The 26,847-nt window shown below is 68.5% G+C and carries 26 protein-coding genes; 10 read left to right on the forward strand and 16 right to left on the reverse strand.

The annotated features are described in order from the left end of the window. Window position 1 precedes the first annotated feature (1 nt). The gene (gene lnt, locus CSX12_RS08645; RefSeq protein ID WP_124895524.1) at window positions 2-1,525 is read left to right on the forward strand and encodes an apolipoprotein N-acyltransferase; all 1,524 of its coding nucleotides are present in this window, start codon (window positions 2-4) and stop codon (window positions 1,523-1,525) included. Here lnt and CSX12_RS08650 read toward each other — a convergent pair. The 4 genes from CSX12_RS08650 to CSX12_RS08665 form a co-directional block, all read right to left on the reverse strand. Continuing rightward, window positions 1,522-1,905 (reverse strand): RNA polymerase-binding protein RbpA, encoded by a 384-nt coding sequence (locus CSX12_RS08650; RefSeq protein WP_017202099.1) that lies wholly within the window; start codon window positions 1,903-1,905, stop codon window positions 1,522-1,524. The two genes, lnt and CSX12_RS08650, sit on opposite strands and share 4 nt — an antisense overlap. Window positions 1,906-2,027: 122 nt before the next feature. Continuing rightward, a complete protein-coding gene (locus tag CSX12_RS08655) occupies window positions 2,028-2,804 on the reverse strand; it encodes a glycerophosphodiester phosphodiesterase family protein (RefSeq protein WP_124895525.1) in 777 nt (258 codons plus the stop codon). Continuing rightward, on the reverse strand, window positions 2,801-3,730 hold the full coding sequence (locus CSX12_RS08660) for an SPFH domain-containing protein (protein WP_124895526.1): 930 nt from the start codon (window positions 3,728-3,730) through the stop codon (window positions 2,801-2,803). Before CSX12_RS08660 ends, CSX12_RS08655 begins: the two co-directional genes overlap by 4 nt. A 9-nt stretch (window positions 3,731-3,739) precedes the next feature. After that, the gene (locus tag CSX12_RS08665) at window positions 3,740-4,213 is read right to left on the reverse strand and encodes an NfeD family protein (RefSeq protein ID WP_017202102.1); all 474 of its coding nucleotides are present in this window, start codon (window positions 4,211-4,213) and stop codon (window positions 3,740-3,742) included. A gap of 122 nt (window positions 4,214-4,335) precedes the next feature. Here CSX12_RS08665 and CSX12_RS08670 point away from each other — a divergent pair, with 122 nt between their 5' ends. Further along, complete coding sequence (locus CSX12_RS08670) at window positions 4,336-5,100, forward strand: SDR family oxidoreductase (RefSeq protein WP_124895527.1); 765 nt, start codon at window positions 4,336-4,338, stop codon at window positions 5,098-5,100. A gap of 71 nt (window positions 5,101-5,171) precedes the next feature. On the opposite strand, the gene CSX12_RS08675 is transcribed toward CSX12_RS08670, so the two are convergent. Further along, the gene (locus tag CSX12_RS08675) at window positions 5,172-5,762 is read right to left on the reverse strand and encodes a DUF308 domain-containing protein (RefSeq protein WP_017202104.1); all 591 of its coding nucleotides are present in this window, start codon (window positions 5,760-5,762) and stop codon (window positions 5,172-5,174) included. Between the two features lie 181 nt (window positions 5,763-5,943). On the opposite strand from CSX12_RS08675, the gene CSX12_RS08680 reads away from it, so the two are divergent. The 3 genes from CSX12_RS08680 to CSX12_RS08690 are packed head-to-tail and all read left to right on the forward strand — an operon-like array spanning window position 5,944 to window position 9,145. Next, a complete protein-coding gene (locus tag CSX12_RS08680) occupies window positions 5,944-6,342 on the forward strand; it encodes a helix-turn-helix transcriptional regulator (RefSeq protein ID WP_051000833.1) in 399 nt (132 codons plus the stop codon). A 5-nt stretch (window positions 6,343-6,347) separates the two neighbouring features. After that, window positions 6,348-6,758, forward strand: coding sequence for a VOC family protein (locus CSX12_RS08685; RefSeq protein WP_026049712.1), 411 nt, complete (start codon window positions 6,348-6,350; stop codon window positions 6,756-6,758). Window positions 6,759-6,787: 29 nt separating this feature from the next. Then, window positions 6,788-9,145: an excinuclease ABC subunit UvrA gene (locus tag CSX12_RS08690; RefSeq protein WP_124895528.1), complete on the forward strand. Its 2,358-nt coding sequence runs from the start codon at window positions 6,788-6,790 to the stop codon at window positions 9,143-9,145. Between the two features lie 47 nt (window positions 9,146-9,192). Here the strand turns inward: CSX12_RS08690 and aspS are convergent, their stop codons facing one another. Both aspS and CSX12_RS08700 read right to left on the reverse strand, forming a co-directional pair. Next, window positions 9,193-10,497, reverse strand: a complete 1,305-nt coding sequence (aspS, locus tag CSX12_RS08695) for an aspartate--tRNA(Asn) ligase (RefSeq protein ID WP_124895529.1) — start codon at window positions 10,495-10,497, stop codon at window positions 9,193-9,195. A gap of 296 nt (window positions 10,498-10,793) precedes the next feature. Beyond that, a complete protein-coding gene (locus CSX12_RS08700; RefSeq protein WP_124895530.1) occupies window positions 10,794-11,342 on the reverse strand; it encodes a dihydrofolate reductase family protein in 549 nt (182 codons plus the stop codon). 118 nt (window positions 11,343-11,460) lie between these two features. Between CSX12_RS08700 and CSX12_RS08705 the strand changes: the two genes are divergently transcribed. The 3 genes from CSX12_RS08705 (at window position 11,461) to CSX12_RS08715 (ending at window position 13,946) form a co-directional block, all read left to right on the forward strand. Further along, complete coding sequence (locus CSX12_RS08705; protein WP_124895531.1) at window positions 11,461-12,087, forward strand: TetR/AcrR family transcriptional regulator; 627 nt, start codon at window positions 11,461-11,463, stop codon at window positions 12,085-12,087. Between the two features lie 77 nt (window positions 12,088-12,164). Then, window positions 12,165-12,680, forward strand: a complete 516-nt coding sequence (locus tag CSX12_RS08710) for an HIT domain-containing protein (RefSeq protein ID WP_124895532.1) — start codon at window positions 12,165-12,167, stop codon at window positions 12,678-12,680. A 162-nt stretch (window positions 12,681-12,842) separates the two neighbouring features. Then, the gene (locus CSX12_RS08715) at window positions 12,843-13,946 is read left to right on the forward strand and encodes a hypothetical protein (protein WP_124895533.1); all 1,104 of its coding nucleotides are present in this window, start codon (window positions 12,843-12,845) and stop codon (window positions 13,944-13,946) included. Window positions 13,947-13,960: 14 nt separating this feature from the next. Here the strand turns inward: CSX12_RS08715 and CSX12_RS08720 are convergent, their stop codons facing one another. Both CSX12_RS08720 and CSX12_RS08725 read right to left on the reverse strand, forming a co-directional pair. Further along, window positions 13,961-14,479: a GNAT family N-acetyltransferase gene (locus CSX12_RS08720; RefSeq protein WP_124896848.1), complete on the reverse strand. Its 519-nt coding sequence runs from the start codon at window positions 14,477-14,479 to the stop codon at window positions 13,961-13,963. Between the two features lie 77 nt (window positions 14,480-14,556). Further along, entirely contained in the window at window positions 14,557-14,925 is a 369-nt protein-coding gene (locus CSX12_RS08725) for a VOC family protein (RefSeq protein ID WP_017202115.1), read from the reverse strand. A gap of 54 nt (window positions 14,926-14,979) precedes the next feature. On the opposite strand from CSX12_RS08725, the gene CSX12_RS08730 reads away from it, so the two are divergent. After that, complete coding sequence (locus CSX12_RS08730) at window positions 14,980-16,305, forward strand: MFS transporter (protein ID WP_124895534.1); 1,326 nt, start codon at window positions 14,980-14,982, stop codon at window positions 16,303-16,305. Between the two features lie 18 nt (window positions 16,306-16,323). Then, a complete protein-coding gene (locus CSX12_RS08735) occupies window positions 16,324-17,499 on the forward strand; it encodes a DUF4232 domain-containing protein (protein WP_124895535.1) in 1,176 nt (391 codons plus the stop codon). A 32-nt stretch (window positions 17,500-17,531) separates the two neighbouring features. Here the strand turns inward: CSX12_RS08735 and CSX12_RS08740 are convergent, their stop codons facing one another. From CSX12_RS08740 to polA, 7 genes are read right to left on the reverse strand one after another with little or no spacing between them, the layout of a single operon-like run. After that, window positions 17,532-18,344 (reverse strand): arginase family protein, encoded by an 813-nt coding sequence (locus CSX12_RS08740; RefSeq protein ID WP_124895536.1) that lies wholly within the window; start codon window positions 18,342-18,344, stop codon window positions 17,532-17,534. A gap of 54 nt (window positions 18,345-18,398) precedes the next feature. Next, complete coding sequence (locus CSX12_RS08745) at window positions 18,399-19,145, reverse strand: SUMF1/EgtB/PvdO family nonheme iron enzyme (protein WP_026049714.1); 747 nt, start codon at window positions 19,143-19,145, stop codon at window positions 18,399-18,401. A 31-nt stretch (window positions 19,146-19,176) separates the two neighbouring features. Beyond that, entirely contained in the window at window positions 19,177-19,932 is a 756-nt protein-coding gene (locus CSX12_RS08750; protein WP_192576754.1) for an SGNH/GDSL hydrolase family protein, read from the reverse strand. Window positions 19,933-19,967: 35 nt separating this feature from the next. Beyond that, window positions 19,968-21,320, reverse strand: coding sequence for an MFS transporter (locus tag CSX12_RS08755; protein ID WP_124895537.1), 1,353 nt, complete (start codon window positions 21,318-21,320; stop codon window positions 19,968-19,970). 49 nt (window positions 21,321-21,369) lie between these two features. Next, window positions 21,370-22,404 (reverse strand): LLM class flavin-dependent oxidoreductase, encoded by a 1,035-nt coding sequence (locus CSX12_RS08760; RefSeq protein ID WP_124895538.1) that lies wholly within the window; start codon window positions 22,402-22,404, stop codon window positions 21,370-21,372. A gap of 55 nt (window positions 22,405-22,459) precedes the next feature. Next, the gene (locus CSX12_RS08765; RefSeq protein WP_124895539.1) at window positions 22,460-24,136 is read right to left on the reverse strand and encodes a DUF885 domain-containing protein; all 1,677 of its coding nucleotides are present in this window, start codon (window positions 24,134-24,136) and stop codon (window positions 22,460-22,462) included. A gap of 40 nt (window positions 24,137-24,176) precedes the next feature. After that, on the reverse strand, window positions 24,177-26,810 hold the full coding sequence (gene polA, locus CSX12_RS08770; RefSeq protein WP_206427148.1) for a DNA polymerase I: 2,634 nt from the start codon (window positions 26,808-26,810) through the stop codon (window positions 24,177-24,179). Window positions 26,811-26,847: the final 37 nt, after the last annotated feature.

The raw sequence follows: 26,847 nt of genomic DNA on the forward strand, positions 1-26,847 counted from the left end.
GATGACCGACTCCCGCGCGCGCGAGCGCGCCCTGCTCCCGCTCTGGGCGGCCGTTCCGGCAGCCGCCCTCGCCGCCCTGCTGATGGATCTCGCGTACCCGGAGGCCGGGATCTGGATCCTCGCCTTCCCGTCTGCCGCCCTGCTGCTGCTGTCGTTGATCGGGCGGCGCTTCGGCGGTGCACTGTTGGTCGGCCTGGTCTACGGGGTGCTGTTCTTCGGCATGCTCGTGTCGTGGACCTCGCGCTATCTCGGTCCGATCCCGTGGGCGGCGCTCAGCGTCGTCGAAGGAGGGCTGACGGCCCTGGCCCTGGTGCCGACGGCCATGGCATACCGCTGGCTCCCTCGGGCCTTCCCCGGCACAGCAGGCCGGCTGTTCGTCCTCCCCGTGGTCGTCGCCGCGCTGTGGGTCGGGCGCGAGGTCTTCCTCGGCTCCTGGCCGTACGGAGGGTTCCCCTGGGCGCGTATCGGCATGAGCCAGGCGGAGAGCCCTCTGGCACCGCTGTCGTCGTGGGTGGGGGGGAGCGGGCTCGGTTTCCTCATGGTCCTCCTGGTCGCGATGCTCATCGAGGTCGTCCGGCTGCGGGCGTGGCGTCGACCGCTCCGTCTGGTGGCACCCGCCGTACTGGCCGTGGTCCTGCTGTTCACCCCGCTCTTCCCGACCTCGGTCTCGGGGTCGATGCGCATCGCCGCCGTTCAGGGCAACGGCCCCACCGGTTACTTCGACGAGCGCGAGCCGTTCTCGGTCATCCAGGCGCAGACCGACGCGACGGCACCGCTGTACGGCGAGGACGTGGACCTGCTGGTGTGGCCGGAGGGATCGCTCGACGCCGATCCGTTCCAGAACGAGGCGATCGCCCGGCGGATGACCCTCGTGTCGACGCGGGTCGGCGCGCCGCTGCTGGCCAACGCGGCGACGGGCCGGGACGACCGCTATTACAACACCTCGATGCTGTGGAACAGCGACGGCACCGCGGACCAGACGCACGACAAACGGCACCCCGTGCCCTTCGGCGAGTACGTGCCGGATCGCGCGTTCTACAACGCGCTGGTCCCCGATCTGATCGGCCTGATCCAGCGCGAGTACACCCCGGGGACGAACCCCCCGATCGTGGAGGTCGGCGGAGTGCCGGTGGGTCTGGCGATCTGCTTCGACGTCATCTACGACGACGTGATCACGGAAGGCTTGAACAACGGCGCGCAGGTGCTCGTCTTCCAGACGAACAACGCGGACTTCCGCGGCACAGACGAGAACCTGCAGCAGCTGTCCTTCGCGCGCATGCGGGCGATCGAGACGGGACGCAGCGTCGTGAACATCTCCACCGTCGGCACCAGCCAGGTCATCCGCAGCGACGGCTCGACCGTCACCCGGCTGGACGCGGATGAGGCCGGAGCGATGCTCGAGGATGTCGAGCTTCGGTCCGGCCTCACAGCGGGGGTTGTTCTGGGGCCCTGGCTCCAGCTGCTGCTGGTCTGGGGCGGTCTGGGCGCGCTCGTTGTCGGGTGGTGGCGCGCCCGGAGGCGCTAAGCGCCGATCTTCTCCCTCGTCGGGTCTTCGCCGGCACCCCGGCGGGCCCGGATGAAGGCGAGCCGCTCCTCGAGCAGCTCCTCGAGCTCCGCACGGGTGCGGCGCTCCATCAGCATGTCCCAGTGGGTGCGAGCGGCCTTCTCGTCGGTCGCTTCGAGCGTCACGGCCTGGCCGTCGACGTTCAAGCGGGCCTCAGCACCGCAGGAGCGGCACTCCCAGGTCTGGGGCGGCTCGGCGTCCGCCGCGAACATCAGGTTCGTGACGTGGCCGCATGTGTCACAGGTGTAGGTGGTCTCACGGCGCTCCATGAAAACGACGCCCTCTTCGCTCTGTAGGCTCTGGGCGCCGAGTCGGATGCCGCGCAGGCTGCGATCTGCCATTTTGTGGTCCTCTCGTCGCTGTCAGGTATAACGCTCCAGCCTGTGCGCTTCATCCACGCGGGCGGCTTCCCGGCGGAACTCACAGGTTAATCTCAGCGCCGGAGGTTATGGGGCGCGGCGGATCACCGAGGGGAGAGGGTCCGAAGCGCGAGGTCCGCGCGGTCGGAGACGATGCCATCGGCGCCCAGCGCGATCAGGCGTCGCATGTCCTCGGGGTCGTTCACGGTCCACACATGGACTTCGACTCCGTGCCGATGCGCCGCACGCAGCAGCGCCGGGGTGAGCACCTGGAGAGCACGGTGCCTCTCAGGGATCTGCAGCGCGTCGATGTCGCGGAGGATGCGAGCGGGGGAGAGGTGCAGAGCGGACAGCGCGCGGAGGGAGGCGATCGTGGCGCTCCCGCCGGAGGTCGCGGGGCGCAGGGCCGCGCCGGCCCGCAGCACGGATGCGAGCGCTGCGCTACGGTTGCGGTCCGAGAAGCTCGTCAGGAGGACGCGGTGGCTGTCCTCGACGAGGATCGGTCCGATCGGATCGACGGCCGCCGCGGTCTTGACGTCGATGTTGAAGCGCACCTCCGGGAAGGAGGACAGGGCCTCCGCCACGGTCAGGAGTCCGCCGTGGTCCGCGAACAGAGCTCGGAGCTCCCTCGTCCGGACCTCATGGACGCCGCGTCGGTCGTCCGCGAGACGGACGAGGTTCGCGTCGTGGAACAGCACCACGTCGCCGTCCGCGGTGACCTGGCAGTCCGTCTCGATGTACTCCGCACCGGCGGCATGAGCGGCCGCGAAGGCCGCGGCCGTGTTCTCCCAGATGCCGGAGTCCTCGCCCTCCGCGGTGACGAGACCGCGATGGGCGAGGACTCGGGGGTGCCGCGTCTTCGTGAAGTACGGGTGCGTCACGCGCCGGGGAGCGTGTTGGTCGGGCCCTGTCCGGGCTTCGGCGTGAACGCGCTGCCGATTCCCTTCAGTGCCTCGGTGAGCTCGCTCGGGATGATCCAGAGCTTGTTGGAATGGCCCTCGCTGATCTTCGGCAGCATCTGCAGGTACTGATAGGCGAGCAGCTTGTCGTCCGGTTCGCCCTGGTGGATAGCACTGAAGACGTTCTGGATGGCCTCGGCCTCACCCTGCGCGCGAAGGACCGCGGCCTGCTTGTCGCCCTCGGCTCGGAGGATCTCCGCCTGTCGCGCACCCTCGGCTTCGAGGATCGCTGACTGCTTCGTGCCCTCCGCGGTCAGGATCGCGGCGCGACGGTCACGCTCGGCGCGCATCTGCTTCTCCATCGAGTCCTGGATCGAGATGGGCGGGTCGATGGCCTTGAGCTCGACGCGACCGACGCGGATGCCCCACTTGCCGGTGGCCTCGTCCAGCACCACGCGGAGCTGGCCGTTGATGTTGTCGCGGCTGGTGAGCGCTTCCTCGAGGTTGAGCCCGCCGACGACGTTTCGGAGTGTGGTCGTCGTCAGCTGCTCGACCGCGCCGAGGTAGTTGGCGATCTCGTACGTAGCCGCGCGTGCGTCGGTGACCTGGAAGTAGACGACGGTGTCGATCGAGACGACGAGGTTGTCCTCGGTGATCACCGGCTGCGGCGGGAACGACACGACCTGCTCTCGCATGTCGATGAGGGGGCGCAGCCGGTCGATGAACGGCACCAGCAGGTTCAAGCCGGGTGTGAGGGTCTTGTGGTAACGCCCCAGGCGCTCCACCACGCCGGCGGTGGCCTGCGGGATGATGCGGATGGCACGCGCCACCGTGACCACCACGAAGATGAGCACTGCGATCGCGAGTATCCACCCGATCGCGGTGGGGATGAACGAGGCGTCGTTCACGAGGTTCTCCTAGTCGTTGACGGGACGGACGATGACGGTGGCGCCGTGGACCGAGGTCACGGCGACCGGCGCACCCTGCGGGATCGCGACGGGTGTGGCGGCGCGCGCAGTCCAGGTGTCGCCGTTGGCGAGCTTGGCCTGCCCGGAGATCTGGGTGACCTCGCTGAGGGCGATGCCGCGGAGGTCGATGAGGGCATCGACGTTCGACTTCGTCGGATCCTCGCCGCGATGCAGCCGCCGCAGCAGCGGAGGGCGGAGGAACAGGATGAAGAGCGCGGCGGCGAGGGCCGCGATGATGACCTGCGCCCAGACCGGCACGCCGACCAGGTCGCTGAGGAGCCCGATCACGCCGCCGAAGCTCAGCATGAGGAATGTGAAATCGAGCGAGAGCATCTCGATCACGAGGAAGACGGCGATCAGGACCAGCCAGCCGATCCAGGCCCATTGGTCGATGAACGTGACGAATGTCGTGAAGTTGTCCATGCGGCCTCCTTTGGGGTCAACGTATCACGCGCGCGGGTCCGGATCGGGGCGCCACAGCGCACGCTTGGTAGGGTGTGAGGGCCGTGCGATCACGGCGTTTTCACGCATCATGAGGAGTCACCGTGACCGACGTTCTTCCCGCAGGATCCCTCGACGGCAAGGTCGCCCTTGTCACCGGTTCGTCGCGGGGGATCGGGGCGGATACCGTCCGCTATCTCGCCGAGGCCGGCGCCGACGTCGTCATCAACTTCCGGAACAAGGCTCCGCGTGCCGAGAAGCTCGCCGCGCAGCTTCGCGAACTCGGACGCCGCGCACTCGTCGTCGGCGCCGACCTGACAGACCCGGCCTCCGTCGCCGAGATGTTCGAGGCCGTCCGCGCCGAGTACGGTCGCCTCGACGTCCTGGTGCTCAACGCCTCCGGGGGCATGGAATCCGGCATGGCCGAGGACTACGCGCTCACGCTGAACCGCGACGCGCAGCTCAACGTCCTGAACGCGGCAACGCCGCTGCTGGGGGAGGGGGCACGGGTGGTGTTCGTGACCAGCCACCAGGCGCACTTCATCCGGACGACCCCGACCATGCCGGAGTACGAACCCGTGGCCCTCTCGAAGCGCGCGGGCGAGGATGCTCTGCGTGAGCTGATCCCCGGCCTCGCCGAGAAGGGGATCGGCTTCACCGTCGTCTCGGGCGACATGATCGAGGGAACCATCACGGCCACGCTCCTCGAGCGAGCGAACCCTGGCGCCATCGCCGAGCGCCGCGAGTCGGCGGGCAAGCTCTACAACGTCTCCGAGTTCGCCGCCGAGGTCGCCAAGGCCGTCGTCGAGCCGGTGCCGACCGACAACACGCGCTTGGTCGGCGACGTGAGCGCCTTCGTCGCCGAGTAGCCGTCGAATGAGAGAACGGCCCCGTCCTGCGTGAAGCAGGGCGGGGCCGTTCCGTCGTTCGGATGGATGCGTCAGATGGTGGCGCCGTTCTGCGCGGCGACATACTCCTTCTCGTCCTTACCGAGAGTGATCGCCCGGACGATCTGGATGATTCCGAGGACCACGAGCGAGATGCCGAGCAGCAGCCAGAAGGCGAAGCCGGCGACCAGCGGCGAGAACAGCACGATGATTCCGGCGACGATGCTGAGGATGGCGTAGAGCACCGTCCAGACGCGGGAGCCGTCGCTGCCGAGAAGGCTGAGCGCGACGACGCCATCGACGATCCAGCTGACGCCGATGAAGATCACGACGACGAACGCCAGCGTCGCAGCGGCGACGTTCAGGTTGAAGAAGGCGATCACGCCCGCGACGATGTACAGCAGTCCGAGGACGATGTGGCCCACACGGGCCCAGCCGCCCTTGGTGCTGGAGAAGATGCCCAGGCCGATGTAGACGAGACCGGCGATGATCAGGTAGGACGCGAAGATCGCGGTCACGATGACAGCCGACTTCACCGGCCAGACGAGCAGGACGATGCCCGCGATCAGCGCGAGCACACCGGCGACGGCGAGCGTGACGCGGATCGACTTGAACAGCGACTTCGTTGCGAGTGGTTCAGACATGGTGGGGACCCCTTTCTGAAAAGATCCTGTGAGGATGCCCCCTCAGGGTAGCGCTCCCGCGGTCCCAGGTGGGGAGAAGCGCGCGCCCGCGTTTCCTTTGGTCATTCCGCGACTCACTGCGTCATGACAGGATCGATCCGTGAATGCCCCGGATGACGCGCGCCTGCGCGAGCTCGTTGTGATGCGGAAGGTCAGGGACCGCATCGATCGGGAGTACGCGAAGCCCTTGGACGTCGAGGCGCTCGCCCGCGGGGTCCACATGTCCGCCGGGCACCTGAGCAGGCAGTTCCGCGAAGCATACGGCGAGTCGCCGTACTCGTATCTGATGACCCGTCGGATCGAGCGGGCGATGGCTCTGCTGCGTCGGGGGGACCTCACGGTGACGGAGGTGTGCTTCGAGGTCGGCTGCTCGTCCCTCGGCACCTTCAGCACGCGGTTCTCCGAACTCGTCGGTGTCGCACCCAGCGTGTACCGTGAACGCGCCGCCGACGTCGAGGGCATCCCGTCGTTCCAGGCGAAGCATGTGACCAGACCGATCAGGAATCGAGAAGCGCCGCGCACCGACGCGCATCTAACGTGAACACCATGAACATCAGCATCCACTACGCCTTCCTTCCGCACACGGACGCCGACGCCGCGCTGGCCTTCTACCGAGACGCCCTCGGCTTCGAGGTGCGCAACGATGTCGGCTACGACGGCATGCGGTGGCTCACGGTCGGTCCCGCGGGGCAGCCGGAGACATCGATCGTGCTGCACCCGCCGGCAACCGACCCCGGCATCACCGACGCCGAGCGCCAGACCATCCTGGAGCTCATCGCGAAGGGCAGCTACGGGGCGCTCACCCTCGCGAGCGACGATCTGGATGCGCTGTTCGACCGCCTCGTGCAGCGCGGCGCCGACGTGGTGCAGGAGCCCATGGATCAGCCCTACGGGGTCCGCGACTGCGCTTTCCGGGACCCGTCGGGGAACCTGCTCCGTATCAACCAGACCGCCTGATCCGCACACCCACGACACGAAGGACGCCGATGACCGCTGACGCGCATCCCGCCGACACCCACGACCTCATCCGCGTGCAGGGCGCGAGGGAGAACAACCTGAAGGACGTCAGCGTCGACATCCCGAAGCGACGCCTGACCGTGTTCACCGGCGTCTCCGGCTCCGGCAAGAGCTCGCTGGTGTTCGACACGATCGCCGCGGAGTCCCGGCGCATGATCGACGAGACGTACAGCGCCTTCGTCCAAGGCTTCATGCCGTCGGTGCCGCGTCCGGACGTCGACGTGCTCGAAGGCCTCACCACCGCGATCATCGTCGATCAGGAACGGCTGGGAGCCAACCCGCGATCCACGGTGGGGACGGTCACGGACGCCAACGCGATGCTGCGCATCCTCTTCAGCAAGCTCGGACAGCCGTACATCGGCGGACCCACCGCGTTCTCGTTCAACATCCCCACGCAGAAGGCGAGCGGAGTGATGACCGGTCCGGGTGGGGAGAAGAAGATCGTCAAGGACGCGATCTACCTCGGCGGCATGTGCCCGCACTGCGAGGGCAGGGGAGCGGTCTCCGACCTGGATCTGGCGCAGATCGTCGACGAGTCGAAGTCGCTCGATGGCGGCGCGATCATGGTGCCCGGATACACCGCAGACGGCTGGATGGTGAAGGGGTTCTCGCAGTCGGGGTTCTATCCCGCCGACAAGCCGATCGCGGAGTTCACGGAGAAGCAGCGGCATCTCTTCCTCTACGGCGAGGTCACCAAGGTGAAGATCTCCGGCATCAACATGACCTATGAGGGTCTGATCCCGAAGATCACCAAGTCGATGCTGTCCAAGGATCTCGAGGCGCTGCAGCCGCACATCCGCGCCTTCGTCGAGCGTGTGGCAACGTTCGCGGTCTGCCCCGAGTGCGACGGCACACGGCTGACGGAAGGGGCGCGCTCCTCGAAGATCGAGGGCGTGAGCATCGCCGACGCCTGTCGGATGCAGGTCACGGACCTCGCTGCCTGGGTGCGCGGACTCGACCTCCCCGGCGCGGGTCCGCTGCTGCAGGCGCTCAGCGCGAACCTGAACGCGTTCGTGACTCTCGGCCTCGGCTACCTGAGCCTGGAGCGCCCGTCCGGGACGCTGTCCGGGGGAGAGGCCCAGCGGATCAAGATGCTCCGCCACCTCGGCTCATCGCTGACCGACGTGACCTACGTGTTCGATGAGCCGACCATCGGGCTGCACCCGCACGACATCCAGCGGATGAACGGGCTGCTGCTGCAACTGCGCGACAAGGGCAACACCGTGCTGGTCGTGGAGCACAAGCCGGAGACCATCGCGATCGGCGATCACGTGATCGACCTCGGTCCCGGCGCGGGAACGGCCGGGGGAGAGATCTGCTTCGAAGGCACGGTCGAGGGGCTCAAGGCGAGCGGCACCCGAACCGGCGATCACCTCGACGACCGGGCGCAGGTCAAGGAGACGGTGCGCCCGCGTTCCGGCGCCATCGAAGTCCGTGACGCCACGGCGAACAACCTGAGGAACGTGGACGTCGACATCCCGACCGGAGTCCTCACGGTCGTGACGGGCGTCGCCGGTTCGGGCAAGAGCTCGCTGATCCACGGTTCCGTGTCGAAGCGCGAAGGCGTCGTCGCCATCGATCAGGGCGCCATCAAGGGCTCCCGTCGCAGCAACCCCGCGACCTACACCGGGTTGCTCGAACCGATCCGCAAGGCCTTCGCGAAGGCGAACGGCGTGAAGCCCGCCCTGTTCAGCGCGAACTCCGAGGGCGCGTGCCCCTCCTGCAAGGGCGCCGGTGTCATCATCACGGAACTCGGTTTCATGGACACGATCGAGACTCCCTGCGAGGACTGCGGCGGCAAACGATTCCAGGCGAGCGTGCTCGAGTACAAGCTCGCAGGCAAGGACATCACCGAGGTGCTCGACCTCCCGGTCGCGGAAGCCCGGGTCTTCTTCAGCGAGGGCGAGGCCAAGCTCCCTGCCGCTTCTGCGATCCTGGGGCGGCTCGAGGACGTGGGGCTGGGATACCTGTCGCTCGGGCAGCCGCTGTCGACACTGTCCGGCGGTGAGCGTCAGCGGATCAAGCTCGCGATCCAGATGGGGGAGAAGGGCGACGTCTACGTTCTGGATGAGCCGACGACCGGCCTGCACCTCGCCGACGTCGACAGGATCCTCGGCCTGCTCGACCGACTGGTCGACTCCGGGAAGACGGTCATCGTGATCGAGCACCATCAGGCCGTGATGGCCCACGCCGACTGGATCATCGATATCGGTCCCGGCGCCGGCCACGACGGCGGAACAGTGGTCTTCGAGGGCACCCCAGCCGATTTGGTATCCCAGAAGAGCACGCTGACGGGGGAGCACCTCGCCGCTTACGTCGGAGCCTGACGACCGGGAAGGGCGCGGTGGGCGCCCTTCCCGGCGTCACCCGGCCGCTAGGGCGCGAGACGGTGCAGATCGCGCGGGAACAGCGTGACCTCGCGGACGTTCGCCGCTTCGAGGAGTCTGGCGACCCAGCGTTCCAGTCCGATCGCGAATCCGCCGTGCGGTGGCATGCCGTGGGCGAAAGCGGACAGGTAGTCGGCGTAGGCGGACGGCTCCTCACCGCGGGAGGCGAGCGCCGACACGTAGTCCTGATGGCGGTGCAGCCGCTGCCCACCGGTCACGAGCTCCAAGCCACGGAACAGCAGGTCGAAGCTGTTGCTCCAGCGTGCGTCCGTCGGTTGCGGGTGGGTGTAGAACGGTCGCTTCGTCATCGGATAGCCCTCGACGGCGAGGAAGTCGCTGCCGTGGGTGTCTTTGGCCCAGGCCCCGAGTGCTCTCTCGTGCGCGGGCGCCAGGTCGGGCTCGTCCTCCGGGGCGCCCACGAGCCGGAGAGCGTCGCGGAAGTGGATCACGGGGATCTCGTCCGGGATCTCCGGCAGCACAGGGGAGAGGACCTCGAGCGCCGGGCCCGCGTGCGTGCGGATCCCCTCCGTCATCCCGGCGAGCACCTCCCGCAACAGCGCGAGGACATCGCGGTGGTCGTCGATGAATCCGAACTCGACGTCCAGGGACGTGTACTCGGAGAGGTGTCGGACCGTGTCGTGAGGCTCGGCACGGAACACCGGCCCGATCTCGTACACGCGTTCGAACACGCCGACGAGCTGCTGCTTGTAGAACTGCGGACTCTGGGCGAGATACCCAGCGCGTCCGAAGTAGTCGACCGTGAAGAGATCCGCCCCTGATTCGGTCGCGGACGCCACGAGCTTGGGCGAGCGGACCTCTCGGAACGCGCGTGCGTCGAGCGTCTCACGGAAGCCGCGCATGCTGGCGGCCGCGATCTCCCAGACGGCCCGACGACCGGGATGCCGCCAGGTCACGGCGGCGTTGTCGAGCACGACGGGAAGTCCGGCGGTGAGCGATGGACGCCACAGTTCGACGGGAGGCGTCTCGGCGTGGTCTCCGAGCACCTCGATGTCCGGGGCGGTCAGCTCGACACCCATCCGGGCCTGCGGGTTCGACGTCACGGTGCCCGTCACGCGGACCACCGTCTCCTCGGGTGGCGCGTCGCCGCGTTCGCGGTCACTCGGACCGAGCACGACCTGCGTCAGTCCTGTGCGGTCTCGGACGATCAGGAACGTGACGGTGGACAGTGCCCGCCTGCGGTGCACATGACCCATCACGGTCGCGCGGGTGCCCGGACTCGCGGTGGGGATCTCCGCTGCGAGCGTGCGCTGTGGGTTCGGTGGTCGTCTCATCATTCCTCCAGAGGTGAAAGCCCTGGAGGTGCGGGCGGGGGCTATGTCGCTGTGCCACCACACCTTCGTCGACGATGAGTCGACCTCTCGTCGGTACGCCGGAACGCGCGGGTGTCGTCTGCCGAGTCGGACCCGGCGCGAGGTTCGTCACGCCTCACGACCACCACGAGCGACCATACCGGGAGGCCGAGGCGCCCGTCCACCTCACGCCGCGACTGCCCTCGCCACTCTCGAGATATATCCGATAATGCACATTATGTCAGTACGAACAGGAGTCGCCCCTCCCCGGGTTGGCGTCATCCCTTCGATACCACGCGACACCTGAGATGCGTCTCGCTGGCGAAGGCCGACGTCTCGATGCGTTCCAGTGGGACGCGCGTGCCGAGGCCTCCGAAGAGCGAGATGCCGTCTCCGAGAAGGAGCGGCACCACATCGAGGTGGATCTCATCGACGAGTCCGAGTGCGAGACACTGCCGTGAGATGCTCCCGCCGAGCAGGCTGACCAACTTCTCCCCTGCTGCCTGCTTCGCCGACGCGACGGCCTGCGCGATGTCGTCCACGACGAAGGAGTACGTGACGCCGTCCTTCTCGATCGGTTCATGCGGAGTGTGCGTCATCAAGAACACCGGCACTTTGACGATGGCCCCGTAGGGAACCTCGCCGTCTTCGATGGTCTGCGTCTTGTTCGCCCCTCCGACCACGGCGCCGAGCTCCTGCACCACTCGGTCGACGATCTCCTGGTCTTCCGGGGCCGACGGGAAGCCGAACATCCAGTCCACTCCCCCGTCGACGTCGGCCATGAACCCGTCGACCGTGATGGTCGCATGGATGATCACTTTCGCCATGACTGCTCCCTGGGGTGGCTACCGCGTCGTTGAGGTGAGTCGATCAACTCATCTCTGCATAGAGTAGCCAGGCGGACACCGTGAGTCAAGGCACTCACCACTGCGCCATACTGGGAGGATGACCCGCCACCTCTCCGAGTATCACCGCCGCGTCGCAGCGCAGAACCGCGGGGCGATCCTCACTGCAGCGACTGATCTGTTCCTCGAGGTCGGCTATGACCGGACGTCGCTGGCCCGCGTGGCAGAGAGTGCCGGCGTCTCGAAGGCGACGCTGTTCAAGCAGTTCCCGACGAAGGCGGAACTCTTCGAGGCGACCGTGCTCGGCGCGGGAAGCCCGTCCGAGGCGACACCCGTGGAGCCGCCGGCCGGCGACTTCCGTTCCGGGCTGGTCGTCCTGGGCACGGCGTACGCGGAACTGCTGTCCCGGCCCCGCATGGCTGATCTGATGCGCGCTGTGATCGCTGAGTCAGCGCGGTTCCCGGAGCTGCGGGAGCGGACTTTCGACTTCGGCACGCTCCCCGTCCTCCGCGCCCTCCATCGGTTCCTCGAGACGGCGAACGCGGACGGAAGGGCGAGCGTGGACGACGCGGACGTGGCGGCCTCGCAGTTCCTCGGCATGATCGCCACCGTCGTCTTCTGGCCCCGTCTCGTGCACGGCGGCTGGGCCCTGACGGACGAGGAGACTGCGCGCACCGTCGACGAGGCCGCACGGACGATCGCCGCCCGCTATTCAGCGGAAGGCTAACGCCCCTAGTCGGCTCCCCTGATCTGCGGTTCACGACCTCGCGCCGTATCTTCTGGGCATCCGGCTACGCTCATCGGATGTGGTGGTCTGAGGACGAGTGGGAAGCGCTGCTCGATCCTGGCCAGTGCGGCATGTGTCGCGACGCGCATCTTGCCGAGAACGAGCACAGCGTCCTGATCGTCTCGACACCGACATCGCATCTCCGTCTCGCACGCAACCAGGCTCACGCCGGGTACTGCCTGGTGATCCTGCGAGAGCACGTCACGGACATGGGGCGCCTCCCGAGCGAGCAGCTGCACGCCTTCTGGACCGACGTGCAACGCGCGGGTCGAGCCGTCGAATCCGTGTACGCACCGCGGAAGATCGACTACCTGGTCATGGGTCACCGGATGCCGCATCTGCACTGTCATGTCTTCCCACAGCATCACCAGGATGATCCGAAGCGGAACGTGGACATCTCGGACGGGCCGGTGACGCTCGCGCCCGGAGAACTCAAGGACGCCGTGCACGCACTCCGAAGAGCATGGAGCACGACCGCAACGGGAGCCACGGTCCGATCTGGCGGATACATCCCTCCCCGAGCTGAACAGTGAACGAAAACCGGGTCGCGACGGAGAAGACTCAGAACAGTCTGCGAACTGGCATGATCCAGCGGTAGGTTCATCCTCAGTGGCAGAGAACGTCGCGACCGGGGCGAGATCGACGCGGGGCCTGATCCGCCGCCGGCACTCTGGGGAGATGGGTGGGGCGAGCGAATGGACGCCGACGACGAGAAGGGCGGTGGGCTTCTTAGGCCCACCGTCGTGGGGTTGGCGCTCGCGCTGTTCAGTGCAGCACTGGCGCTCACCGCTATATTCCTGATCGCCGATCCGCGGATCGGCGTTCTCGCCGCGGTGATGCTGTCGTTCGGGTGCGTCGGTGTGGCGGCCGGCCTCATGCTCACGAGGCGAAGGAGCTGGGTCGACCCCTCGTGGCCACCTGACATGGAGTCGAAGCCCTGGAGCACCCGCCGCACCCGCCGGGTCTCCTTCCTGTACGGAGTTTTCCTTCTCCTCATCTCCGTGGGCGGCATGGTCACACTGGTGGGCGCGGATCAGAACGAGACCGACGACCCCGTGCGTGGATGGGTGCTGGTCAGCGTGCTGGCACTGTTGGGGTCGGCGTTGATCGTCAGAGGAGCACGACGGGAGCAGGAAGCGGTGCACTCGTCCGATCGACCGGAGAGCGAGCCGATCGTTGACGCGCAGGAGTGGGTGCCGCTGGGACCTTCTCGCACGCACGGCCTCTTCCCTTGGTGGGCGCTTCGCGTCTTCTCCGGGCAGCCGCTTCTCGTTCCGATGGTCGGCGCGTTCCTCTTCCCAGTGACGGCGTTGCAGCTCGGAGCGTGGACGTGGCTGTTCGGGGCGATCGGGCTGGCTGTCGCGGCGGTCATCGTCAGCATCGTCGTGCGTCGGCGTTCGCGACCGCCGTGCATCTCGCGCGACGCCACCCGTCTGCTTGTCGGCGCGAGGGAGATCCCGACCGCGAGCATCACGACCGCGATGGTAATCACGGGCCCCTGGGAACCGGACGCCACAGCCCGGAACCTTGCGATCGTCCTCACGACATCGGATCACTCGCGAACCGTGGTGGGGCTGCGGGAACGGGGACGCCTCGCGTTGACGGAGCACCAGACAGACCTCCTCATGGCTGCGATCGACCGAGCCGACATCGTGCTCCCTCACGATAGAGACGACCCTCGCGGAAGATTCTCACGGACGCTGTATCCCAACCACCTGACGAAGACGGAAGCTCTCCAGTTGGTGCGGGAGCCCCCGGGGGACGGCGAGGCGCTACCGGTCGGGTCCGCCTCCACGTGACGCCGAGCGCCGCATCACGGCGTGCTCTTCCCTCCCGCAGAGAGCGTCCTGACTGTCAGGATGTTGCGGCCGTGGACGGACGACGGGCGCTCCCTCCCCGACTCGACGAAGCCGAGCTTCTCCAGCACGCGTCGAGACGCGAGGTTCCATTCCCAGACCCCGGCCCAGACGCGGTCGAACCCTGCCCTGACAGCCCAGTCCAGCACGGCACGGGCGGCTTCGGTGGCGTAACCCCGGTTGTGCTCGGTGCGGAGCAGCTCGAACGCGAGCTCCGGTTCGTCGCCCACGCCGTCGCCGCCGTACACGAGGCCGCAGTATCCGATCGACTCCCCCGTGTCGATGCGTTCCACGGTGAGGAGGGACGATCCTTCAGCGTCGCGGATGTCCGCGCGGATGTCGTCCAGGTCTGGACGGCCGTCCGCATCCATCCGGCGGTGTGCGGGCACGCGTTCGTCGCGTTCGGTCCACAAGTGTCGGAACACAGGCGCGTCCTCGACGGCCTGTTTCCGGAGGCGGAGGCGCGGTGTCGCCATCTCCGGGATCCGCGGTTGATCGCTCACCCTCGCAGTCTGGCACTTCCCCGCCGCAACGAGGGTGACCAGGATCGGGCCTACTGCGAGGACCAGACACCGAGCTCGTTGCCGGTCGGGTCGGCGAAGTGCAGCCGTCGCCCGCCGGGAAATGCGTACGGTTCCTGCAGGATGCGACCGCCCGCCTCTTCGATCGCCACCCTCGTCGCATCGAGGTCGTCGGAGTAGAGGAGCACGAGAGGCCCGCCGACCGGTCGCGGCTCGTCGGCGAGGAGGAGCCCACCGACCTCGCTCCCGTCTCCGCGCGGCGACAGGATGCCCGCATAGCCGGGACCGTAGTCCTGGAAGCTCCAGCCGAACGCGGTCGTGAAGAAGCGCTTGGCCACCTCGAGATCGGTGACGACGAGTTCGACGTAGTCGAGGGCATGGTGCTGCGAGGTGGCTGTCATGCGGGCACTCTAGCCACGGCGTCGGACATCGCCGCGCAGGAGTAGCGTGGAAGGGTGCCTCAGGTCTCCCACTCCCCCGTCTCCACACCGGGGTGGAGGGCCTGGGCGATCTGGTCGGTCGGCGTCGCCGCCTACGTGCTCGCGATCACCAACCGCACGTCTCTGGGCGCAGTGGGTGTCGAGGCCGCCGACCGCTTCCAGGCGGATGCCTCCACGCTCGCGTTGTTCGCCGTCGTGCAGCTCGCCGTGTACGGCGGGATGCAGATCCCGGTGGGGGTCCTCCTCGATCGCTACGGCTCCCGTCCGATCATCACCGCCGGGATGCTGCTCATGGCCTTCGGGCAGCTCACCATGGCCCTCTCCCCCAGCATCGGCATCGCCATCGTCGCACGCATCCTGCTCGGAGCCGGCGACGCCGCCGTCTTCCCGGCCGTGCTGCGCCTGGTCGCCACGTGGTTCCCCGCGCAGCGCGGCCCCGTCATGGTGCAGTTCACCGGGATCATCGGGCAGGCCGGTCAGCTGATCGCCCTGGTGCCCGTCGCCGCTCTGCTGCACGCCACCACCTGGTCGATCACGTTCGGCAGCATCGCCGGTCTCGGCCTGCTCTTCACGATCCTCGTGTGGCTCATCGTCCGCAACAACCCCGCCGAGAACGGGCCCGACGTGTCGGTCAACACGGACACCGGAGTGGTGCGCGTCGTGACGTCGGCGATCGACACCGGCGTCGGCATCCGGGCCGCCTGGGCGCATCCCGGCACCCGGCTCGCGTTCTGGTCGCACTTCACCACCCCGTTCGCGGGAACCGTGTTCGTCCTGCTGTGGGGCATGCCGTTCCTCACGGCCGGCGAGGGACTCAGCACGGCCCACGCGGCGGGCATCATCTCGATCTATGTCGTCGCGGGCATGATCCTCGGCCCAATCATCGGCGACCTCTCCCGCCGCCTGCCGAACCACCGCTCCCTCGCCCTCGTGCTCCCCGCGGTCGGCGTGCAGATGGCCGCGTGGATCGCGGTCATCGCCTTCCCCGGTCCCGCTCCGGACTGGCTGCTCTGGATCCTGGCGATCGCCCTGGCGACCGGTGGCCCTGCGTCGATGATCGCGTTCGATCACGCCCGCACGCACAACCCTGCCCACCGCCTCAGCACCGCGACCGGGGTCACGAATGCCGGGGGCTTCATCGCCGCCCTGATCGCGGTCTTCGTGATCGGCCTCCTTCTCGACGCGCAGGGCGCAGGCACCCCGGACACGTACTCGCTCGATGCCTTCCGGATCGCGTTCGTCACCCCCATCCCCCTCTGGCTCCTCGGCACGGTCTTCATACTCATCGAACGCAAGCGCACGCGGATCCGGATGGGACTCGACCCCGAGCGCCGCCGCTGAGCACTCATAGGATGAGGCATGGCCTCCGCTCCCGTGCTCGCACCCCCACCCGCTGACGATCTGAGGCCGCGGCACCCGCGTGCGCTCCCGTCCGGTGTTCTGGCGGGGCTCATCCTCGCCGCACTCTGGATCATCGCCGGCGGCATCGGCCGCCTGACGGGCAGCGACGTCGTCATCACCCGACTGCTCAGCTTCGTCGGTGTCGGCCCGCTCCAGGTGAACGAGTGGATGCTTCCCGGACTCTGGACGCTCGCGACTCTGCTGGGCGCTGCCGCGGTGCTGACGTCGGTCACGTGGTTCGTCGCCGAGCGCGCGCACGGCGGGCGCCGCCCCTTCGTCGCGCTGTGGTTCGCCGCCATCATCGCGAGCACCGTGCTCGGGCTCTGCGTCGACCTCACGCGGGCGCTCACCTACCTCGCCGACTTCGGTGTCCGCGGCGCCACCGCGGTCGTCGTGGAGGTCGCCCCGGTGGCGGCCTACTGGGGCGTGGTCAGCGGTTGGATCCCGGCACTGCTCGTCTTCCGTCGCGTGCAGCCGGACGGACCGCGCCAGAGAGCATGGCCGGCGATCGTGGCGGTCCTGGTGAGCGCGATGCTCCTGGTCGTCGTGAGTTCCCTGGCGGACGCGGCTCGGCAGCAGCAGATCATCCAGGAGAACGCCGAAGCACAGGGCCTGACCGAGGAGGGTGGCGCCTTCCCCGACTCGACCGCGGAGGGCGACCCCGTTCCCGCCGTGGCGCCCGGCGTCTCGGCTCCCGAACTCGAACCGGAATGGTGCACGAGCGACAAGGCGATGCTCCTGCTGGGAGGTTCCGATGCGGCCACCGGCCACCGCGGGCAGGTGATCCACCTGATGAACTTCAGCGACGAGCCCTGCGTCGTGGAGGGTTACCCGGACATCGCGTTCGCCGATCAGAACGGCAACCTGCTGGACGTGGAGGTGCTGCCGGGGTCGTCGTTCATGGCTGCCGATCCGGGCGTGGCTCGTATCACCGTGCCCGCCCAAGGCCAGGCGATGAGCGTGATCGGCTGGGATGCGAATGCGACCGACGGAGCTCTTGTCGCGCGGCAACTGTATGCCGCGCCGATCCCCGGCCTCGAACGCGGTTCATGGCCGGTCGAACTCGACGTGGTAGCCGGGTCCGGCGTCGAGGTGACCGCCTGGACGCTCGATCCCGGCGTCACCGCTCCCTGACTCGGCCTGCAGATCCGCGAGCGGACTCCCGCTCAGTGCAGGAGGTGCTGGACCGTCTCGATGATGAGCTCCACGCTGACGCGCTCCGGCACGTCGGCGTCGCCCGCCTCGAACTCGGCCAGCTCCACGCCGCGCACGCTCGCCAGAGGAAGCGCAGCGAAGATGGCGGCGATCTGGTGCGGGAGCAGCCCGTCGCCGACGCGATACGCCGCGGGGATGAACCCGGGCTCGAGCACGTCCCAGTCGACGTGGATCCACACGGGCCGCCCTGCGACGAACTCGAGGACGCGTTCAGGAGTGCTCTCCGCGGGGCTGAGCACCGTCACACCGGCGTCCGACAGCAGCTCCGCCTCGGCCGGATCGATGTCACGACCGCCCACCACCGCGACCTGACGGGGATCGATACCCGCTCCGTGGCCACTGTCCCACAGGCCGCACGCTGCCGCGAGCACCATTCCGCCGAGATACCCCGACTCGGTCGTCTCCGGGGTGTTGAAGTCGCCGTGCGCATCGATCCAGAGCACCACCGCATCGGGATGCCGCTCTGCCACCGTCGGCAGGGTGCCGAGGCTCGCGGCGCAGGTGTTGGTGACGAGCAGCGGCGTCGAATCGGCCGTGATCGCCTCCGCCACGGCGGCCCGCAGCCCGTTCAGCGTCTCGGCAGCCTCCGGGAGGGCGACCGACCAGTCATCCACGCGGCCAGCCTTCGGGGTCCCCACGACGCGGGCTTCGATCGACAGCAGGTCCGACAGCGCGTCGGCCGTGCGGCGGGCGCCGACGAGAGCTCCATCGGTGCGGTCGGCGACCCGCCCCTGAGACACGATGAGTGAGTACGCGGAAGACACCGTCTCAGTCTTCCATCCGCATAAGGCGCGAACCAAAAGCACCGCCCGCGACCGTCACCGCCCTCGTGGCGTCCAGCCGGACGGAAGCGGTCCGTCGTATGCGCCGCGTTCCCTGTCCGTCCAGGCGGACCAGCCCTGTGCGGCGTCCTCCGTGTCGAACCCGCCCCGGGCGAGGCGGAGGCCGAGGTCCTCGTGGTGCATGCGCGGCGCTCCCCCGCGTCGGACCGAGGCCCGAACGCTCCACGCGTCATCGGCGAATCCACCGCCGCGGAAGACGCGGTAGTCGTCGTAGCGGGCAGGATCCAGAAGGTCCCAGCACCACTCCCAGACATTGCCGAGCGTGTCGAACAGGCCGTGCAGATTGGGCAGCTTCCCTCCGACGTTCTGGGGTGCGCCGACGCCGTCCGCGGCGGTCCAGGCCGCGTCGGCGAGGGGTGCATAGTGCGGACCGGTCGATCCCGCCCGGCAGGCGTACTCCCACTCGGCCTCGGTGGGAAGTCGATAGCCGTCGGCCGTCGTGTCCCAGCTCACGTCCTCGCCGTCGAACAGGTAGACGCGATCGAGCCCCTCCCACTCCGAAGCCGCGTTGCAGAAGTGCACGGCGCGCAGCCAGCTCACGTCCGCTGCCGGCCGGTCCGGGTACCGGGCGGGCACGCCGAGGATCTCGGCGAACTGCTCCTCGGTGACGGGGTACACCCCGATCTCGAAGGCTTCGAGAACGACCTCGCGCTGTGCGGAACGACGTGCGTCACGCAGCGTCAGCTTCCCCGCGGGGATGCGCGCCATCTCGAAGTCGGTCACGCCGTCGCGCTCCTGTCCCGAGCGCCGCGGGTCACGACGGAACCCGCTCGACCCAGGTCGGGAACTTCGCTGTCCGGCCATCGCCGGACGAGGTGCGCGTCACGCGCCGACGGACCCAGGGACCGACGAACTCCCGGTAGTACGCGAGTCCGGACGGCCCGGCACCGAGCCGGTCGCTCGGCGCCCACCAGTTCTCCGGCGGCTCGAAGCCCAGCGCGTGCAGCACGCGCGCGGCGACCCGATGATGACCCGCCGCATTCATGTGCAGACGGTCCTCGGACCAGTACGCGCCGCGGGCGAGTTCCCGATCGGGCCAATTGAGGGCGCGGATCACATCAGGGCGATCCTCGATACGCCGCAGCACGGCATCCGAGAGGAGGTCGCCTCTCCGCTGGACCAGGGATCCCATCGGCAGCTGACCGCTCGGGTTCGCGCCCGAGAGCAGGATCATCGTGACGCCCTCCTCATCGCACCGCCTGAGCACACGACTGAAGGCATCGGCGATGTGCTCCACATCGGTGCGCGGACGCAGCATGTCATTGCCGCCGCCGTTGAAGGAGAGATGCGTCGGGCGCAGAGCGAGCGCCGGTTCCAGCTGCTGCTCGACGATGGGCCAGGCGAGCTTTCCGCGGATCGCCAGGTTCGCGTACTGGATCGGGTGCCCGGCGGCATCCGCCCATCCCTGTGCGGCGAGGTCTGCCCACCCGCGCTCCCGTCCGTCGGGGAGGACGTCGCCGACACCCTCCGTGAACGAGTCTCCGATCGCCACGAACCGCACATCTGCCATCGTGCCAGCCTATTGCCGTCGGAGCGTCGTGGCCGTCACCGATCGTCGAGCGCCGCCCCGCCCCGGTCGACGAGTCCCCAGGCCGCCGCAGCCGCCACCAGGAAGCAGCAGCCGAACACGGCGAACAGCAGCGGAGCGCCGCCGACCCCGAGCAGGACCGGCACGGAGAGCGGGGCGACGATCGACGCGATCCGGCCGACCCCGGCTGCCCACCCTGCACCGGTGCCGCGGAGCGAGGTGGGGTAGATCTCCGGCGTGACCGCGTACAGCGCGCCCCACGCACCGAGGTTGAAGAACGACAGCGCCATCCCGGCGCCGATGATCGCTCCCTCCGTCGACGCGGTGCCAAAGACGACGGCCGCGACGGCGGAGCCGAGGAGGAACACCGACAGGGTGACCCGTCTCCCCCAGATCTCGATCAGCCAGGCGGCGACCGCGTATCCCGGCAGCTGGGCGAGCGTGATGATCAGGGTGAAGCCGAAGGAGCGCACCAGGTCGAAGCCCGCGTCGACGAGGATGCTCGGGATCCAGATGAACGCTCCGTAGTATGCGAAGTTCACCCCCAACCAGACGAGCCAGAGGCACATCGTGCGCACGCGGAACTCCGCATTCCACAGCGTCGCGAGTCGGGCGCGGGCCGTGACGGCGATGGCCCGGGACGCCGGCTCTCTGCGGATCGCGGGTGCGGTCGCCACGCGGGCGTCGGCCTCGAACGCCGATACGATGAGGTCGGCTTCGGCGATGCGACCGCGGGAGGCGAGCCACCGCGGCGACTCGGGCATCCGCCACCGCACGAACAGGGCGTACACGGCCGGGATGGCCCCCAGGGCGAACGCCCAGCGCCAGCCGTCGTCCGATGCGGGGATCACGAGGAATCCGATCACGGCGGCAGCGGTCCACCCGAGCGCCCAGAAGGCCTCCAGGACGACGATCAGCCGACCGCGGATGCGGGCCGGGGCGAACTCGCTGACGTAGGTCGAGGCGACGGGCAGCTCGGCGCCGAGACCGAGCCCGACGAGGAACCGCAGCACGAGCAGCGCGGCAACCCCTCCGACGAGCGCGCTGGCGCCGGTCGCAACACCGTAGATGAGCAGCGTGAGGGCGAACACCTGACGTCGCCCGAAACGGTCGGCGAGCAGACCGCCGAGCGTCGCACCGATCGCCATCCCGATGAAGCCGACGGAGGCGATCCACCCGGCCTCGCTCTTGGACAGATCCCACTGCTGGGTGAGCGCGGCGATGATGAAGGAGATGAGGCCGACGTCCATCGCATCGAGCGCCCACCCCACACCGGAGCCGCTGAGCAGGCGGAGATGACGGCGCGTGAACGGCAGCACATCCAGCCGCTCGGACAGCGACGAACGGCTCGGCAGGGCGGTATCGACCATGCTCCTCATCGTAGAGCCGCGCCGACACCGCCCTCCGCCTCGTGACGGCTCAGTCGCGGTCTGCGAGGAGCTTCCGTACGCGAGGGATGACCTCGGTGCCGTACAGCTCGATGCTGCGCATCATCGAGTCGTGCGACAGCGTGCCCGTGGCGTACTTGAGGTCGAAGCGACCGAGCCCGAGCGTCGTGATCGTGTCCGCGATCTTCGTCGCGACGCGATCGGGAGACCCGGAGTAGATGGCACCTTCGGGGCCGACGTCGTTCTGGAACCGCGCTCGACTGTAGACCGGCCAGCCGCGCTCGCGCCCGATGGTGTTGTTCATGGCCTCGAACCCCGAGTACGCCTGGTCCCACGCCTCCGCGTCGGTGTCGGCGATGTGACCGGGAGAGTGCACCGCCACGGGATGCGCTGTGGTGCCGAACGAGGCGACCGAGCGGTGATACAGGTCGACGAACGGCTTGAACCGGCCGGCCGGACCGCCGATGATCGCGAGCATCAGTCCCAGACCGTGACGTGCCACACGCACGACAGACTCCGGGCTTCCGCCGACGCCCACCCAGGTGCGCAGGCCGTTCTCCGTCTTGGGGAAGACGTTCGCGTTCTCGAGCGAGGCGCGCATCGAGCCGGACCACGTGACCGGCTCCTCCTTGAGGAGCTCGACGAACAGCTCGAGCTTCTGCTCGAACAGCGCTTCGTAGTCCCGGAGGTCGTACCCGAACAGGGGGAACGACTCGATGAACGACCCTCGTCCGAGCACGACCTCGGCGCGCCCGTTCGACAGCGCGTCCAAGGTGGAGAACCGCTCGAACACCCGCACGGGGTCGTCGGACGACAGCACGGTCACCGCGGTGCCGAGCCGGATGTGCTCGGTGCGGGCCGCGATCGCCGCGAGCACCATCTCCGGCGCGGAGACGGCGAACTCCGGACGGTGGTGCTCCCCCACTCCGAAGAAGTCCACGCCGACCGTGTCCGCGAGCTCCGCCTGCGCCACGATGTTGCGGATCGTCTGCGCCCCGGTGAGCAGCTCTCCGTCCGCGTCCCGGGTGATGTCGCCGAAGGTGTCCAGCCCGAATTCGATGCTCATGTCATCCCTTTCCTATTCAGGTGAATGAACACCGCGCAGCCGGGCGGCATTCCCGTCAGCGCGGCAGCAACGCCGTCCGCAGGGTGTCCAGGCCCACACCGCCCATGTCGAGCGCGCGCTTGTGGAAGTCCTTGAAGGAGAACGCCTCACCTTCGGCCGTGCGCACCTCGTCACGGACCTGCTCCCAGATGCGCTGGCCGACCTTGTACGACGGCGCCTGTCCGGGCCAGCCGAGGTAGCGGTTCACCTCGAACTGCACGAACTGGTCCGACATGTTGACGTTGCGACGCATGAAGTCGAGCGCGTACTCCGCGTCCCAGACACCGGTGCCGTCCAGACGCGGCTTGCCGAGGTGCACTCCGATGTCGAGCACGACCCTGGCCGCGCGCATCCGCTGTCCGTCGAGCATGCCGAGGCGGTCGGCCGGATCATCGAGGTAGCCCAGCTGCTCCATCAGCCGCTCGGCGTAGAGGGCCCAGCCCTCGGCGTGGCCCGAGGTGCCGGCGAGCAGTCGGCGCCACGAGTTGAGCTCCGCGCGGTTGTACACGGCCTGGGCGATCTGCAGGTGATGCCCGGGGACGCCCTCGTGGTACACGGTCGTCAACTCGCGCCAGGTGTCGAACTCGGTGACGCCCTCCGGAACGGACCACCACATGCGCCCGGGGCGGGAGAAGTCGTCCGTCGGACCCGTGTAGTAGATCCCGCCCTCCTGGGTGGGAGCGATCATGCACTCGATCGTCCGGATCGCCTCGGGGATGTCGAAGTGCGAGGCGGCGAGCTCGGCGACAGCCCGGTCGCTCGTCTCCTGCATCCACTTCTGCAGCGCGTCGGTGCCGACGAGCTTGCGGGCGGGATCCGCCTCGAGGTGCGCCACAGCCTCCTCGACAGAGGCGCCGGGCAGGATCTCATTCGCGATGGCGGTCTGCTCAGCCACCATACGGGCGAGCTCCTCGCGACCCCATTCGTAGGTCTCGTCCAGGTCGATCGTCGCTCCGAGGAACCGGCGCGAGTTCAGGGCGTAGAGCTCGCGCCCGACGGCGTCGACCTCTCCGGCGACGGGAGCCAGCTCCTCGGCGAGGAAGCGACGCAGCTCGCCGTAGGCGACGCGAGCGGCTGCCGAGTTGTCGGCGAGAGTCCGTGCGAGCGACGCCGGCAGCTGTCCCTCCTCCGGGTCCGCGTGCGCGACGAAGGCGGCGAAGAAGCCGTCGTCGGCTGTGTACCGGTCGATCTGCAGCGCCACCTCGGTGACCTGGCGGCGCGCGGGCGTGACGCCCTCGGCGATCCCGGTCCGGAGCGTCTCGACGTATCCCCGGAGGGCGTCGGGGACGGCCGCCAGACGCGTGGCGATCACGTCCCAGTCCTCGACCGTGGCCGTCGGCATCAGGTCGAACGCGGAACGGACATCCTGAGCGGCTGAAGCGATGACGTTGAGGTCGCGCAGGTGCCACTTCGCCTCGTGCAGCTCGAGGTCCAGGCGGAGCTCAGCGCTCAGGTCGGTCTTGGTCACCTCGTCGATGGCGTCGACGGGCTCCAGCGCGGACAGCTTGTCGAGCGTCGCCCGCGTCGCCGCGGCGATCTCCTCGTGCCCGGCGGGGCTGAGGTCGCCGAAGCGGTCGTTGACCTCGTCGCGGCCGATGTAGGTGCCGAGCGTGGGCGCCAGAACCGCGATGGTGTCGACCCATTCATCGGCGACGGCGTCGATCGCGGAGGGGGTGCGGGGAGCTGAAGTCATAACCTTCAGCCTAATCCCCGGCCCCTCCCGGCACGGGAGGTCAGTGCGCCGCTTCGTTCCAGTCGCGTCCGCGTCCCACCTGCACGTCGAGCGGAACGGAGAGCGTCGCCGCGTCCCCCATGCGCTCACGCACGATGCGCTCGGTCGCGTCCCACTCCCCCGGTGCGACCTCGACGACGAGTTCATCGTGGATCTGCAGGAGCACGCGCGAGGACAGTTCCTGCGACCGGAGATCGTCGTGGATGTGCAGCAGAGCGATCTTCATGATGTCGGCCGCGCTGCCCTGGATCGGCGCGTTCAGCGCCGCACGCTCGGCGTTCTCACGCAGCACCCGGTTCGGGCTCGCCAGGTCCGGGAACGGACGACGACGCCCGAAGATGGTCTCGGTGTACCCGACCTCCTTCGCCTTCATCACGGACGCCCGCAGGTAATCGCGCACCGCGCCGAATCGGGCGAAGTACTCCACCATCAGCTGCTTGGCCTCCGACTGTTCGATGCGCAGCTGCTTCGACAGACCGAACGCCGAGAGCCCGTAGACGAGGCCGTACGACATCGCCTTGACCTTGGTGCGCATCGCGGGGGTCACATCGCCCGGCTCCACGCCGAACACACGCGCACCGACGAACCGATGCAGGTCCTCGCCGCTGTTGAACGCCTCGATCAGTCCCTCATCGCCGGACAGGTGCGCCATGATGCGCATCTCGATCTGGGAGTAGTCCGCCGTCAGGAGCGTCTCGTACCCCTCGCCGACCTCGAACGCGCTGCGGATGCGGCGGGACTCCTCGGTGCGCACGGGGATGTTCTGCAGGTTCGGGTCGGTGCTCGAGAGTCGTCCGGTCTGACTCCCGGTCTGGACGTACGTCGTGTGCACCCGGTGATCGTCGCCGATGGCCGTATCGAGGGACTCGATGATCTGGCGCAGCTTGGTGGCCTCACGGTGCTGCAGCAGCAGGCTCAGGAACGGGTGCGGGTGGCTCTCCTGCAGGTCCGCCAGCACCGCCGCGTCGGTCGAGTAACCCGTCTTCGTCTTGCGCGTCTTGGGGAGCTGGAGGTCTTCGAACAGCACCTCCTGCAGCTGCTTCGGAGAGCCCAGGTTGAACTCGCGACCGACGACGGAGAAAGCCTCCTGCGCGAGCACGTCGGCGCGGGCGGCGAGCTCGCCGGAGAACGTCGAGAGCACCTCGTGCGACACCGCGACGCCCGCGATCTCCATGTCCGCGAGAGTGAGCAGCGTCGGCAGCTCGATCTCGTCGAGCACCGTGGCGACGGACTCGGGGATGTCCTCGCGCAGGGCTTCCGCGACGCGCAGGGCGAACCAGGCCTCCTGAGAGGGCGTGGCGCCTTCCGTCTCGGGGACGAGCTGCGAAGGGTCGGCGACGGGGAGCTTCTCCCCCAGGTAACGCTCGACCAGGTCGGCGAGGGTCTTGTCCGGGAAGCTCGGCCGCAGCAGCCATCCGGCGAGGCTCGTGTCGTAGGCGAGTCCGCCGAAGCGGATGCCCTGACGCAGCAGCGCCTTCACCTGCGGTTTCGCGTCGTGCAGGACCTTCGGCTTCGCGGATCCGATCCACGCGCGCAGCGCCTCCGGTGCGGCCGCGTCCCAGGCGGCTTCGCGCAGCTCCGTCAGGGTCGCGACGCCGATCCGCGCCGGAGCGCCGCCCTGCGTCGTCAGTCGCACCGCCACCTCGCCCTCCTGAGCGGTCGCCCACGTCGCGAGATCCGCCGCCGACACCTCGACCGGCACCGGCAGCACGACCACGGAGGCCGGGTCGTCCGCGACCTCTCCGGCGCCGACGGCTTCGAACACCCGCGGAAGCAGGGTGCGGAACTCGAGGCGGGCGAAGATGTCCCGAACGGCCTGCGGATCGATCGGCGCGACGGCGAGGTCGCCGGGGGCGACGGGCAGCTCCACGTCGGTGAGCAGTCGGTTGAGCTTGCGGTTGCGGCGCACGTCGTCGATGTGGTCGCGGAGGTTGCCGCCGACGACGCCCTTGATCTCCTCCGCCCGGTCGAGGAGCTCGTCGAGGGAGCCGAACTGCGTCAGCCATTTGACCGCCGTCTTCTCTCCGACCTTCGGCACACCGGGGAGGTTGTCGCTGGTCTCGCCGACGAGAGCCGCGATGTCGGGGTACTGCTCCGGCCGCACGCCGTAGCGCTCCTGGACGGTGGCGGGGTCGTAGCGCTTGAGCTGGGAGACGCCCTGCACCGACGGGTAGAGCAGCGTGACCTCGTCGTTCACGAGCTGGATGGTGTCGCGGTCTCCGGAGACGACCAGCACGTCATACCCCTGCTCCGCGCCCTGCGACGCCAGGGTCGCGAGGATGTCGTCGGCCTCGATGCCCTCCTTCGTGAGGACCGGGATCGACATGGCCGCGAGGCAGTCCTGGAGCAGCGGGATCTGACCGCGGAACTCCTGGGGCGTCTCGGAGCGCGTCGCCTTGTACTCGGGGTACTCGTCGGTGCGGAACGAATGGCGCGAGGTGTCGAACGCGATCGCCATGTGCGTCGGCTGCTCGGCCTTGATGAGGTTCACCAGCATCGACAGGAAGCCGTAGATGGCGTTCGTGTGCTGGTTGTCCTTCGTCGTGAAGTTCTCCACCGGAAGGGCGAAGAACGCACGGTAGGCGAGCGAATGGCCGTCGACGACCATGAGGGTAGGCTTTGCGGAGTCCGTCACCCTGTCAGCCTAACGAGGACGACAGACACCCGCTGAG

It is taken from the genome of Microbacterium sp. Y-01, assembly GCF_003856715.1.
In the GTDB taxonomy this organism is placed as follows: Bacteria; Actinomycetota; Actinomycetes; order Actinomycetales; family Microbacteriaceae; genus Microbacterium; species Microbacterium algeriense.